The organism is Bittarella sp. HCP28S3_D9 (assembly GCF_052065655.1).
Lineage (GTDB): Bacteria > Bacillota > Clostridia > Oscillospirales > Ruminococcaceae > Bittarella > Bittarella massiliensis.
This window is the reverse complement of record NZ_JBQHTP010000003.1, coordinates 54,271-66,971: the sequence shown is the minus strand read 5'-3', so window position 1 is coordinate 66,971 and position 12,701 is coordinate 54,271. Positions and strand designations below refer to the sequence as shown.

The window sequence follows — 12,701 nt, the reverse complement described above, 5'->3', positions numbered from 1 at the left end:
CAATACCCGCCTGTGTACAGTTTGTTAATTTATACCATAAATTTCGCGCGCATTTTTGGCGGAGATGTCACAGACCTCCTGCGGGTCGAGCCCCTTGACCTGGGCGATCACCTCGACGATGTGGGGCAGCATGGCCGAGTCGCAGAGCTGCCCTTCCAGCACTTTGGGGGGCATGTAGGGGGCGTCGGTCTCAATGAGCAGCCGCTCCATGGGGGTGGCGGCCAACACCTTGAGGGCGGTCTCGTTGTACTCCGGCCAGGTGATGTCGCCGTTGAAGCTCACGTACATCCCCCAGTCTAGCACCTGGCGCAGCCCCTCCACATTGCCGGAAAAGCGGTGGACGATCCCCGGCAGCCTGTACTCCTCCAACACCCGGTAGGTGTCCTCGTGGGCCTCCCTGTCGTGGATGATGACCGGCAGCTTCAGCTGCTGCGCCAGATCCATCTGCCCGCGGAAGATGCGCTCCTGCAGGTCCCGGGGCTCGTCGAAGAAGTAGTCAAACCCCATCTCCCCCAGGGCTACCACCTTGGGCGAGCGGGCCAGCCGCTCCAGCTGGTCCAGGTAGTCCTCCGGCGTCTCCAGCACCCAGTGGGGATGCACCCCCACCGAGCCGTAGACAAAGTCGTACTGCTCGGTCAGCGCCACCACCAGCGGGGCCACCCCCAGGTCGGAACAGCAGTTGAGCACCCACTCGACCCCCTGGTCGGGCAGGCCGGCGAGGATGCGGTGCCGGTCCTCGCCGAACAGGGCGTCCTCGTAGTGGGCGTGCGAGTCAAACAGGTGTTGCAGTTTCACAGGAAAATCTCCTCTCCCGGGCAGCCGGGATCCCCGGTCCACCCAAAAGCGGCCGGGCGGCCCGTCCCCCTGGGGGAACAGCCGCGCCAGCCGCTGACTTGCCAAAATGCCCCTCTCTGAAAAAGGGAAATAGCTGTCTACACTATATCGGAAAAAGGGGAAAGGCGCAACCCAAACCAGGCAATTTGCAAACACTCTGGAACTTTTCACAAAAAAAGCGGTTGTCCTTACCGCATTTTCCCCGGGAAAAAGGTTTCCACACCGTTGCAAAATCGGGCACGACTTGCTAAAATACAACTTAATATGTGGCGCTCTGCGCCGGACAGGAGGGAAAAACAAAACCGGGTTTTGTTCTTCCTTTTCTTTTGTCCGCCGCCTTTCCTTTATAAAGGGCGCCCGACAGGAACGCGAGCGGCTGGTGACGGCCGCCTTTGTTGAGACAGGGCCGGTTTTGTTTGCAAAAGACCTCCGGCCCTGCCGCTGCGCAGAAAGGAAATGCCCATGCTTGCAGGAAGAAACCTCATCTCCCCGTCCGACTTCTCCCCCCGGGAGTTGGACGAGCTCTTTGCCCTGGCCGACGACATCGTCAAAGACCCGGCAGCCTACGCCCACGCCTGTGACGGCAAGCTGCTGGCCACCCTCTTTTTTGAGCCCAGCACCCGCACCCGCCTCAGCTTTGAGGCGGCCATGCTCCGCCTGGGCGGCCGTGTCTTTGGGGTGCAGAGCGCGGCGGCCTCCTCCACCTCCAAGGGGGAGACGGTGGCCGACACCGCCCGCATGGTCAGCTCCTATGCCGACGCGATCGCCATGCGGCACTTTTTAGAGGGGGCGCCCCGGGCGGCCACCCTTTACGCCGGCATTCCCGTCATCAACGCCGGGGACGGCGGGCACCAGCATCCCACCCAGACCCTCACCGACCTCTACACCATCCGCACCGCAAAAGGCCGACTGGATCACCTGACCATCGGCCTCTGCGGCGATTTGAAGTTTGGCAGAACAGTTCACTCCCTCATCGAGGCCATGTGCCGGTACGAAGGCGTCACCTTCTACTGCATCTCGCCTGAAGAACTGTCTTTGCCAAACTATATTATTGCCCAAATGGAGGCGGCGGGGGCGGCTTTCCACCAGGTGCGCACCATCGAGGAGTGCATCGGCCGGCTGGACGTCCTCTACATGACCCGGGTGCAGGGGGAGCGCTTTGCCGACCGGGCCGAGTACGAGCGGCTGCGCGACTGCTACATCCTCGACGCGGCCAAGATGGCCGGGGCGGGGGCCGACACCATCGTCCTGCACCCCCTGCCGCGGGTAAGCGAGATCGCCACCGAGGTGGACGCCGACCCCCGCGCCTGGTACTTCAAGCAGGCCCAGTACGGGATGTTCGCCCGGATGGCCCTTCTCTGCAAGGTGCTGGGGGTCACCGACGGCCACCCGGTCACCGGGGCCAAAAACCACCTGGAGCCCACCCGCACCCCGGCGGGGGACCACCCCGGCCACCGCTGTCAAAACCCCAAGTGCGTGGCCTGTGCCGAGCCCACCCAGCCCCCCCGCTTTGTGGAGGAGGGCGGCCGGCTGCGCTGCTGGTACTGCGACCAACTGGCCGATTGAGAGAGGAGAGACCGATGGACCTGCTGGTGAAAAACGGCGTCCTCTGCGACGCGAACGGGCGGCTGCGCGCCGACCTCTACATCCGCGGCGGCCTGATCGAGGCCGTCGGCCGGGAGCTGGCCGTCCCCGCCGGCTGCCCGGTGCTGGACGCGGGGGGGAAGACGGTGCTGCCCGCCTTTGTGGACCTGCACTGCCACTTCCGCGACCCGGGCTACACCCAGAAGGAGGACATCGCCACCGGCAGCCGGGCCGCCGCCGCCGGGGGATACACCGCCGTCAACTGCATGGCCAACACCGACCCGGTCTGCTCCTCCATGGAGGGGGTCCGCTACGCGGTGGAGCGGGCCCGGGCCATGGGACTGGTGGACCTGCACCAGTGCGTCAGCGTCACCGAGCACTTTGACGGCGAGACCACCGAGCACCTGAAGGCCCTCACCGACGAGGTGCGCTGCATCAGCGAGGACGGCCGGGGGGTCGCCCGCGCCGCGGTGATGGAGCGGGCCATGCGCATTGCCCGGGAAAAGGGGATGGCCGTCCTCTCCCACGCCGAGGAGATGGAGATCTCCCCCTACGACTACCGGCTGGCGGAGAACCTGGCCACCGTGCGGGACATCGCCCTCGCCGCCCACACCGGCGCCCACCTGCACCTGTGCCACGTCAGCACCCGGGAGGCCATGGCCGCCATCGCCGCCGCCAAGGGCGCCGGGGTCTGGGTGACCTGCGAGGTGGCCCCCCACCACCTCTATTTCAAAGACAGCGGCTACCGGGTCAATCCCCCCATCCGCCAGGGGGCCGATGTGGAGGCCCTCATCCAGGCCTGCCTGAAGGGGGAGGTGGACGCCATCGCCACCGACCACGCCCCCCACACCGAGGCGGACAAGGCCGCCGGGTCGCCGGGGATGGTGGGGCTGGAGACTGCCTTTTCGGTCTGCCACACCGTTCTCTGCCGGGAAAACGGGCTGCCGCTGGAGGCGCTCTCCCGGATGATGAGCCAAGCCCCCGCCCGACTGTTGGGGATGAACAAGGGCCTGCTGCGCCCCGGCTTTGACGGGGACCTGGCCCTGGTGGATGAGGCGGCCCCCCACCGGGTCGAGGCGGCCAAGCTGCACAGCAAATCCAAAAACACCCCCTTTGACGGCAAGACCTTCACCGGCCGGGTGGAGTGCACCGTCAAGGCGGGAAGGGTCACCTACACCCGGGACGAGGAATAACAAATTGAAATAAACAGATAAAATACAACGGATTGTAAAACAAGGAGGAACCTGCTGTGAACATCTGTATTGCCGACAAACTGTACGAATCGGTGGCGGCCCGCGGCCCCATCTGTGTCGGGCTGGACACCGATATCTCCTACGTGCCCCAGTGGCTGGCCGCACAGTACCAGACCCCGGGGGAGGCGGTCTTTGCCTTCAACCGGCAGATCATCGACGCCACCGCCGATGTGGCGGGCTGCTTCAAGGTGCAGATCGCCTACTACGAGTCCCTGGGGCTTGACGGGCTGCGCGCCTACAAGGACACCCTGGCCTACCTGCGGGAGCGGGAGCTGGTCGCCATTGCCGACGTCAAGCGGGGCGACATCGCCAAGACCGCCGAGATGTACGCCAAGGCCCACTTCACCGGCGACTTCGAGGCCGACTTCGTCACCCTCAGCCCCTACATGGGGCTCGACAGCGTTACCCCCTACCTCCCCTACGTGGAGAAAAGCGGCAAGGGCCTCTTCATCCTGGTGCGCACCTCCAACCCCGGGCGGGAGGACTTTCAGTACCTGCAGAGCGAGGGGGAGCCCCTCTACGACATCGTCGGCAGAAAGGTGCAGGAGCTGGGCAAGCCCTACATCGGCACCTACGGCTACTCCCCGGTGGGGGCGGTCATCGGCGGCACCTCCTCCCTGGAGGCGGAGACCATCCGCGCCGCCCTGGACTCCACCTTCTTCCTGATCCCCGGCTACGGCGCACAGGGCGGCAAGGCCGAGGACATCGCCCGCTATCTCTGCCGGGGCAACGGCGGGGTGGTCAACTCCTCCCGCGGGGTGCTGCTGGCCTACAAGAAGGACGGGGATGAGAGACAGTTCGCCGAGGCCTCCCGCAAAGAGGTCCTCCGCGCCAGAGAGGAGATCGCCAGTGCCTGCAGCGTATACGGTAAATAAGATCCTGCAAAACGACCGGGTGACCGAGACCATCTACAAGATGAAGGTCGATCTGGGGGGCGGCCCCCAACCGGCCCCCGGCCAGTTCTACATGGTCCGCGGCTGGGAGGGGAACGACCCCCTCCTCTCCCGCCCCATCAGCGTGAACGACGCCGGCGAGGGGACGGTCACCTTCCTCTACGAGGTGCGGGGGCGGGGCACCCACCTCCTCTCCCAGCTGCCGGCGGGGGGACAGGTCTCCCTGCTGGGCCCCGCCGGCACCGGCTTCCCGGTGGGCGAGGTCAGCGGCCGGGTGGCAGTGGTCACCGGCGGCATCGGCCTGGCGCCCATGGTCTACACCGCCAAATCCCTGCAAAACTGCCAGGTGGACTTCTTCTGCGGCTTTCGCGACCAGAGCTATGAGCTGGAGAGCCTGCAGGGCGCGGTGCAGCGGGTGGCGGTGGCCACCGACAGCGGCCGCGAGGGGCAGAAGGGGTTTGTCACCGACCTCTTCTCGGTGGCCGACTACGACTGGGTGCTGACCTGCGGCCCCCAGGTGATGATGGAAAAATTGGGCCGGGCCTGCCTGGACGCCGGGGTCCGCTGCCTGCTCTCCCTGGAGCGGCACATGGCCTGCGGGGTGGGCGCCTGCCTGGGCTGCACCTGCAAGACCGCCCACGGGGCGAAGTGCGTCTGCAAAGAGGGCCCGGTCTTTCGGGCCGAGGAGGTGATCCTGTGAGCGATCTGCGAACCGACCTCTGCGGGGTGGAGCTGAAAAACCCGGTCATCGCCGCCTCGGGGACCTTTGGCTTTGGGCAGGAGTTCGCCCCCTTCTTCGACGTGGGCCGGCTGGGGGGCATCTCCTCCAAGGGGCTCACCATGGGGGGCAAGTACGGCAACGAGGGGCAGCGCATCTGCGAGACCCCCAGCGGGGTCATCAACTCCATCGGCCTGCAAAACCCCGGGGTCGAGGCCTTTCTCCGGGACGACCTCCCCTTCATGCGCCGCTGCGGGGCCGCGGTCATCGCCAACCTGGGCGGCAGCGACCTGCCAAGCTATCTGGACGGGGCCGCCCTCTTGAGCGAGGCGGACATCGACATCCTCGAGCTCAACATCTCCTGCCCCAACGTCAAGGCGGGGGGGATGGCCTTCGGCATCCAGTGCCAGTCGGCCCACCAGGTGGTGTCGGCGGTGCGCAAGGTCTGCAAAAAGCCGCTGATGGTCAAGCTCTCCCCCAACGCCGAGAACATCGTCGAGATGGCCCGGGCCTGCGAGGACGCCGGGGCCGACGCCCTGAGCCTGGTCAATACCTTCCAGGCCATGGCCATCGACGTGGAGCGGCGGCAGCCGGTCTTTGCCAACCTCTTTGCCGGCCTCTCCGGTCCGGCCATCCGCCCCATTGCTCTGCGGATGGTATATCAGGTCTGCGGGGCGGTCAAAATCCCGGTGGTGGGCCTGGGGGGGATCGCCTCCGCCAGCGACGCCCTGGAATTTCTGCTGGCCGGGGCCACCGCCGTGCAGGTGGGGACCGCCAACTTCGTCAAACCCGACATCTGCCTGGACATCATCGACGGCATCGACCGGTATCTGGAGCGCCACGGATTTGCCGCGGTGAGCGAGATCCGCGGCCTGGCCCGCACCGACCGGTAATATACAAATAAGAATACAAACATCGCTTTATACAGGGAGGCATCACATGCAACAGAATGAAACCAAGAGAGCCTGGCTGGTCCTGCAGGACGGCTCGGTCTACCCCGGCGTCTCCTTTGGGGCCGAGGGGACCACGGTGGGCGAGACGGTCTTCAACACCGGCATGACCGGCTATCAGGAGGTGCTCACCGACCCCTCCTACTACGGGCAGATCGTCACCCAGACCTACCCCCTCATCGGCAACTACGGCATCAACAACGACGACATGGAGTCGGGCCGCAGCTGGGTCAAGGGCTACATTGTCAGCGAGTGGTGCGAGACCCCCTCTAACTTCCGGGTGGCCATGGACCTGGACGCCTTTCTCAAATCGCAAAACGTCATCGCCATCGCCGGCATCGACACCCGGGCCCTCACCAAGAAACTGCGGGAGTCCGGGGTGATGAACGGGGCCATCACCACCGAATACGACGAGTCGAAGAAGGACGCCCTCCTCGAGCAGATCCGCGCCTACACCATCGCCGACGCGGTGGCTGCCGTCTCCTGCACCGCGCCCGCCTCCTTCCCCAAGGCCGAGGGGACCGAGGGGGACTACCACGTGGTCCTCTGCGATTACGGCTACAAGCGCAACATCGTCCGCTCCCTGCAAAACCGGGGCTGCCGCGTGACCGTGGTGCCCGGCCACACCTCGGCCGAGGAGATCTTGGCCCTGCGGCCCGACGGCATCATGCTCTCCAACGGCCCCGGCGACCCGGCGGAAAACACCGCCATCATCGCCGAGATCGCCAAGCTTCTGCCCTCTGGGGTGCCCATCTTCGGCATCTGCCTTGGCCACCAGCTCACCGCCCTGGCCACCGGCGCCGCCACCTGCAAGCTGAAATACGGCCACCGCGGCTCCAACCAGCCGGTCAAGGACCGGGATCTGGACCGCACCTTCATCACCTCCCAAAACCACGGCTACGCCGTGGAGGGGGACAGCTTTGACACCAACCTGGGGCGCATCAGCCACGTCAACGCCAACGACGGCACGGTGGAGGGCATTCGCTACGAGCGCTACAACTGCTTCACCGTGCAGTTTCACCCCGAGGCCAGCGCCGGGCCCAAGGACACCGCCTATCTCTTCGACGAATTCATCGACCGCATCAAAGACGCGAAAGGGGACAGATAAGCCATGCCAAAGAGAAGCGACATCAAGCGGGTTTTAGTCATCGGCTCCGGCCCCATCGTCATCGGCCAGGCGGCCGAGTTCGACTACGCCGGCACCCAGGCCTGCCGGGCCCTCAAGGAGGAGGGGCTGGAGGTGATCTTGGTCAACTCCAACCCGGCCACCATCATGACCGACAAGGCCATGGCCGACAAGATCTACATCGAGCCCCTGCGCCCCGAGATCATCAAGAAGATCATCCGCAAGGAGCGGCCCGACTCCATCCTCCCCACCCTGGGGGGGCAGACCGGGCTCAACCTGGCCATGGAGCTGGCCGAAGAGGGCTTTTTGGAGGAGGAGGGCGTCAAGCTGCTGGGCGCCAACCCCGAGACCATCAAAAAGGCCGAGGACCGGCAGGCCTTTAAGGACACCATGCTCTCTATCGGCGAGCCCTGCATCCCCTCCCAGGTGGAGACCACCGTCGAGGGGTCCCTGGCCTTTGCCGCCGAGATCGGCTACCCGGTCATCGTCCGCCCCGCCTACACCCTGGGCGGCTCGGGCGGCGGCATTGCCCAGAACGAGGAGGAGCTGCGGGAGATCGCCGGGAACGGCCTGCGCCTCTCCCCCATCACCCAGGTGCTCATCGAGAAGTGCATCTCCGGCTGGAAGGAGATCGAGTACGAGGTGGTGCGCGACGGCAAGGGCAACGTCATCACCGTCTGCAACATGGAGAACATCGACCCGGTGGGGGTCCACACCGGCGACAGCGTGGTGGTCGCCCCCTCCCAGACCCTGACCGACAAAGAGTACCAGATGCTGCGCTCCTCGGCCATCAACATCATCTCCACCCTGGGTATCGAGGGGGGCTGCAACGTCCAGTACGCCCTCTACCCCAACAGCTTTGAGTACGCGGTCATCGAGGTCAACCCCCGGGTCTCCCGCTCCTCCGCCCTGGCCTCCAAGGCCACCGGCTACCCCATCGCCAAGGTGGCGGCCAAGATCGCCATCGGCTACAGCCTGGACGAGATCCCCAACGCCGTCACCGGCAAGACCTGCGCCTGCTTTGAGCCCACCCTGGACTACTGCGTGGTCAAGTTCCCCCGCTGGCCCTTTGACAAGTTCGTCTACGCCGAAAAGACCCTGGGCACCCAGATGAAGGCCACCGGCGAGGTGATGGCCATCGCCCGCAGCTTTGAGCAGGCCATGATGAAGGCGGTGGTCTCCATCGAGTTGGGGATGGAGACCCTCACCCTCCCCCAGCTGGAGGAGCAAAGCGACGAGGAGATCGTCCGCCTCCTCTCGGTCACCGACGACGAGCGCCTCTTCGTGGTCTACGAGGCCATCAAGCGGGGGGTCTCCTTCGACCAGATTTTTGAGATCACCAAGATCGACAAGTGGTTTTTGGCCAAGTTTGCAAACCTGGCCCGGATGGAGCTGGCCCTGAAGGCCGGCCAGCTGGACGCCGAGAGCTACCGCCGCGCCAAGAAGCTGGGCTTTTTGGACGCGACCATCGCCCGCCTCTCCGGCAAAGAGCTGCCGGAGCAGTGGCTCCCCGGCTACCAGATGGTGGACACCTGCGCCGCCGAGTTCACCGCCGAGACCCCCTATTTCTACTCCTCCTACGGCGACGAGAACGAGGCCGCCGAGCACATTGCCCGGGAGCAGAGCGGCAAGAAGAAGGTGGTGGTCTTCGGCTCGGGGCCCATCCGCATCGGCCAGGGGATCGAGTTTGACTACTGCTGCGTCCACTGCGCCTGGGCCCTGAAGGAGAAGGGGTACGAGGCCATCATTGCCAACAACAACCCCGAGACGGTCTCCACCGACTTCGACACCGGCGACCGGCTCTACTTCGACCCCCTCAACCCCGAGTACGTGAAGGCCCTGCTGCAGACCGAGAAGCCCGACGGGGTGGTGGTGCAGTTCGGCGGGCAGACCGCCATCAAGCTGACCAAATCCCTCAAGGAGATGGGGGTCCCCATCCTCGGCACCTCTCCCGACGCCATCGACGAGGCCGAGGACAGAGAGCGCTTTGACGCCCTGTTGGAGCGCTGCGGCATCCCCCGGCCCCAGGGGCACACCGTCTTCACCACCGAAGAGGCGGTGGCTGCCGCCGGGGAGCTGGGCTACCCGGTGCTGCTGCGCCCCTCCTACGTGCTGGGCGGGCAGAACATGATCATCGCCCACTCCGAGGCCGACGTGGTGGAGTACATGCGCATCATCACCGCCCACGAGCTGGAGAACCCGGTCCTCATCGACAAGTATCTCATGGGGACCGAGACCGAGGTGGACGCCATCTGCGACGGCAGGGACTACCTGATCCCCGGCATCATGCAGCACGTGGAGCGGGCGGGCGTCCACTCGGGCGACTCCATCTCGGTCTACCCCAGCCAGACCCTCTCCCCCTCCATCAAGGAGACCATCGTCGACTACACCGGCCGCCTGGCGCGGGAGCTCGGGGTGGTGGGGCTGATGAACATCCAGTACGTGGTGCACGAGGGACAGGTCTATGTCATCGAGGTAAACCCCCGCTCCTCCCGCACCGTCCCCTACATCAGCAAGGTCACCGGGGTCCCCATGGTCGACCTGGCCACCCGCTGCATGCTGGGCGAGTCCCTGGCGGAGATGGGGTACGGCACCGGCCTCTTCCCCGAAAAGGACTTTGTGGCCGTCAAGGTGCCGGTCTTCAGCTTTGAAAAGCTGCATGACGTGGACACCCAGCTCGGCCCCGAGATGAAGTCCACCGGCGAGGTGCTGGGGGTGGCAAAGACCTACGAGGAGGCCCTCTTCAAGGGGCTCTGCGCCGCCGGTTACCAGTTCAAGCACCACGGCGGGGTGCTCATCACCGTGCGCGACCAGGACAAGCACGAGGTGGTGCCCATCGCCGACCGCTTCAGCCAGATGGGCTTTGACCTCTACGCCACCGGCGGCACCGCCCTGCGGCTGAACAAGAACATGGTCCCCACCACCGCCGTGAAGAAGATCGGCGAGGGCTCGCCCGACGTGCTGGACCTGCTGGAGAGCGGCAAGATCGACTACGTCATCTCCACCTCGGCCAAGGGCCGTACCCCCGAGCGCGACGGGGTGCGCATCCGCCGCAAGGCGGTGGAGCGGCAGATCCCCTGTCTCACCGCCATCGACACCGCCGAGGTCCTCTCCAAGATGCTGGCCAGCGGCCGCACCGTCGAGGGCATCGAGGTGGTGGACATCACCAAGATCTAGCGGGTTTCCCGCAGAAATCAAAAACCAGCCGGGCGGAGGAGTCATTCCTCCGCCCGGCTGGTTTTTTGCCTCTACCGCTCCGCCGGGGGCGAAGCGAGGGACAGGGGGGTCTCGGACCGGTTGCCCAGCCGGTCGGTGAGCACCAGCAGGTAGTCGCCACTGGGCGGGGTCTGCTCCAACACCAGCCGTTCCCCCTCCGGCTGCAGGGGGTAGCGCGCCTCCCCCCGGCAGAGGTAGCAGCCCTCCGCGTCAAGCCCTGCCGGGTCCTCCTCCAGGGCCACCGACAAGTGCCCCTCCTGCAGGGCGGCGCTGCGGGGGACCGGCCCCTCCCGGTCGATGCAGCCCACCGTCACCGCTGCCGAGCAGACCGCCCTTTCACCGGCAAAGGCCGTGAGGGTGTAGCGCCCGTTCTCCCCCACCGGGAGGGTATAGCGCCCGCCTTCCGGCCCGACCATCCAGGCGCTCTCGCCCCCTGGGCCTTCGGCCAACACCCCATCCACCGGCCCTCCGCGGATCACGGCCTCCAACATGGCAGTGCGCGCGGGCGTCTCTCCCGGCGCGACAGCGGTGAGGCCGGGCGCTGCCAGCAGCTGGGCGGCCAACAGGGTGACAGCGGCGGTCAGGGTGGCGCCGCCCCCCACCGCCCAGCCCGATATCCGCCCCTGGACAGGGGCAGGGGGGAGGGCTGCCCGGCTGCCCAGGGTGTGGGCGGCCGTCTGCAGCTGGCGGGGCAGGGCCAACCCCAGCGGCACCACTGCCAACTGGCCCAGCCCCCGGCGCAGCCGGGCCTTTGCCTGCCGCAGTTGGCGCTTGACGGTGGAGAGGGACATCCCCATCTCGGCGGCGATGTCGGCGAGCCGTTCCCCCAGGTAGTAGTGGCGGATGACGATCAGCCGCTGCTCCTCCGGCAGCCGCGCCAGCTCCTGCTGCAGGGCGAGGGCGGTCTCCCGCCGACCCAGCTCCTCCGTGCTGGCGCGCTGGGGCAACTGCTCCAGCGCCTCCTCCCCCACCGGGACCACCCGCCCCGCCTTTCGCTGCAGCCGCCGGCAGCACTGAAAGGTGCAGCGGTTGAGATAGGCCACCACCGCCTGCGGCTTTTCAATGTCCGGCAGGGCGTGGTGCAGGGCCAGGTAGCTCTCCTGCACTGCGTCCATGGCCAGGTGTTCGTCCCGCAACAGGGCGACCGCCTGAAAGTACTGCGCCTCCGCAGTGGCCCGGTAGAGCGCCTCAAAAGCCGCCCTGTCCCCCTCGGCGGCCTGGCGCGCCAGCTCCCCCAGAGAGCGGTGGTCTTGTTTGACCACTGGCATGATCCCCTTTCTCCCCCTCTTTTTTCGACAAAATCTGCTATTCAGTATACCACAAGGCGGGGTAAATGGCGCACTGGAAAAATTTTTTGCGAAGATTTTGAAAAAGTTGACCCCTTTTTCTCTGTTTCGACCTTCTTATTGAGAATCGAGCTGCAAAAGAATGCAAGGGAGCGTGAAATAGAGATGAAACGGGAAAACAGAGGTTGGCGACAGGGGGCGCGCAGGGTGGCGGCCACGGCGCTGGCAGTCTGCCTTGCCACCTCCGCCCTCCCGACGACGGGGCTGGCGGAAGGGCCGGCAAAAGAGGCCAGCGATGTGCTGGTGCAGGGCTTTCACCAAAACATCAGCATGGATAAAATGGCCCAAACATTCGAGGCGTCCGGGAGTGCCCTGTCACCGGTAGGAGGAACGTTTGACCTTATCTCTGGCACAAGGAGTGCCTATGACCAGGACTACCAGGGAAACTATGGGGAAGAGACTTCCGGCAAAGGGTGCTCTGGCAATATCACCTCAAAGTGGAGAGTTCCGCTGACAGCCAGTTGGAAGATGGCCATCTCCTATTCCATCTCACCGATGGCCGCTTTGGACGGCGACAGACTGGATGCGAATAACCTTTTCTACCTGCTGGAGGACCAAACTGGCGCAACACGGCTTTTGGCGCTGGTTTCCACTCACGATGTTAAGCTCAATGGAATTTGGTCAGGTCTTGGCATTACTGCCGTAGGCGGCGATTTGAACTACGGCACCACCGGACCGGGCGTAGCGAGTGGATATGCCTGGCACAATGGTGGGGCGAACGCGTATGGCAGCAATAAAAGCAGTGTCCTTGCCTGGGATGTCCAAAGTCAAGTCATGTCCG

8 protein-coding genes and 1 pseudogene are annotated in these 12,701 nt (G+C 65.4%); 7 read left to right on the top strand and 2 right to left on the bottom strand.

The annotated features are described in order from the left end of the window. Positions 1–24: 24 nt before the first annotated feature. Complete coding sequence (locus tag ACTNAU_RS03090; RefSeq protein WP_441097516.1) at positions 25–795, bottom strand: TatD family hydrolase; 771 nt, start codon at positions 793–795, stop codon at positions 25–27. Between the two features lie 501 nt (positions 796–1,296). Here ACTNAU_RS03090 and pyrB point away from each other — a divergent pair. The 7 genes and pseudogenes from pyrB to carB all read left to right on the top strand — a co-directional run. Then, positions 1,297–2,211 (top strand): annotated as a pseudogene (gene pyrB, locus ACTNAU_RS03085) (aspartate carbamoyltransferase); the annotation flags it as partial. A gap of 209 nt (positions 2,212–2,420) precedes the next feature. After that, entirely contained in the window at positions 2,421–3,611 is a 1,191-nt protein-coding gene (locus tag ACTNAU_RS03080; RefSeq protein WP_441097580.1) for a dihydroorotase, read from the top strand. Positions 3,612–3,667: 56 nt separating this feature from the next. After that, positions 3,668–4,546 carry an orotidine-5'-phosphate decarboxylase gene (gene pyrF / locus ACTNAU_RS03075; protein WP_438820885.1) on the top strand — a complete coding sequence of 293 codons (879 nt, stop codon included), beginning with the start codon at positions 3,668–3,670 and terminating at the stop codon, positions 4,544–4,546. After that, positions 4,521–5,264 carry a dihydroorotate dehydrogenase electron transfer subunit gene (locus tag ACTNAU_RS03070; RefSeq protein WP_441097514.1) on the top strand — a complete coding sequence of 248 codons (744 nt, stop codon included), beginning with the start codon at positions 4,521–4,523 and terminating at the stop codon, positions 5,262–5,264. The genes pyrF and ACTNAU_RS03070 overlap by 26 nt, the downstream gene beginning before the upstream one ends. A gap of 5 nt (positions 5,265–5,269) precedes the next feature. Continuing rightward, complete coding sequence (locus tag ACTNAU_RS03065; protein WP_216400902.1) at positions 5,270–6,175, top strand: dihydroorotate dehydrogenase; 906 nt, start codon at positions 5,270–5,272, stop codon at positions 6,173–6,175. A 46-nt stretch (positions 6,176–6,221) separates the two neighbouring features. Then, on the top strand, positions 6,222–7,340 hold the full coding sequence (locus ACTNAU_RS03060) for a carbamoyl phosphate synthase small subunit (protein ID WP_256135357.1): 1,119 nt from the start codon (positions 6,222–6,224) through the stop codon (positions 7,338–7,340). Between the two features lie 3 nt (positions 7,341–7,343). Then, positions 7,344–10,535 (top strand): carbamoyl-phosphate synthase large subunit, encoded by a 3,192-nt coding sequence (carB, locus tag ACTNAU_RS03055; protein ID WP_441097513.1) that lies wholly within the window; start codon positions 7,344–7,346, stop codon positions 10,533–10,535. Between the two features lie 71 nt (positions 10,536–10,606). On the opposite strand, the gene ACTNAU_RS03050 is transcribed toward carB, so the two are convergent. Further along, positions 10,607–11,842 carry an RNA polymerase sigma factor gene (locus ACTNAU_RS03050; RefSeq protein WP_441097512.1) on the bottom strand — a complete coding sequence of 412 codons (1,236 nt, stop codon included), beginning with the start codon at positions 11,840–11,842 and terminating at the stop codon, positions 10,607–10,609. Positions 11,843–12,701: the final 859 nt, after the last annotated feature.

Bases quoted from the DNA above. Each gene is read 5' to 3' on its own strand.
- ACTNAU_RS03060 (WP_256135357.1), top strand. From the start codon at position 6,222: ATGCAACAGAATGAAACCAAGAGAGCCTGGCTGGTCCTGCAGGACGGC.
- ACTNAU_RS03050 (WP_441097512.1), bottom strand. From the start codon at position 11,842: ATGCCAGTGGTCAAACAAGACCACCGCTCTCTGGGGGAGCTGGCGCGC.
- carB (WP_441097513.1), top strand. From the start codon at position 7,344: ATGCCAAAGAGAAGCGACATCAAGCGGGTTTTAGTCATCGGCTCCGGC.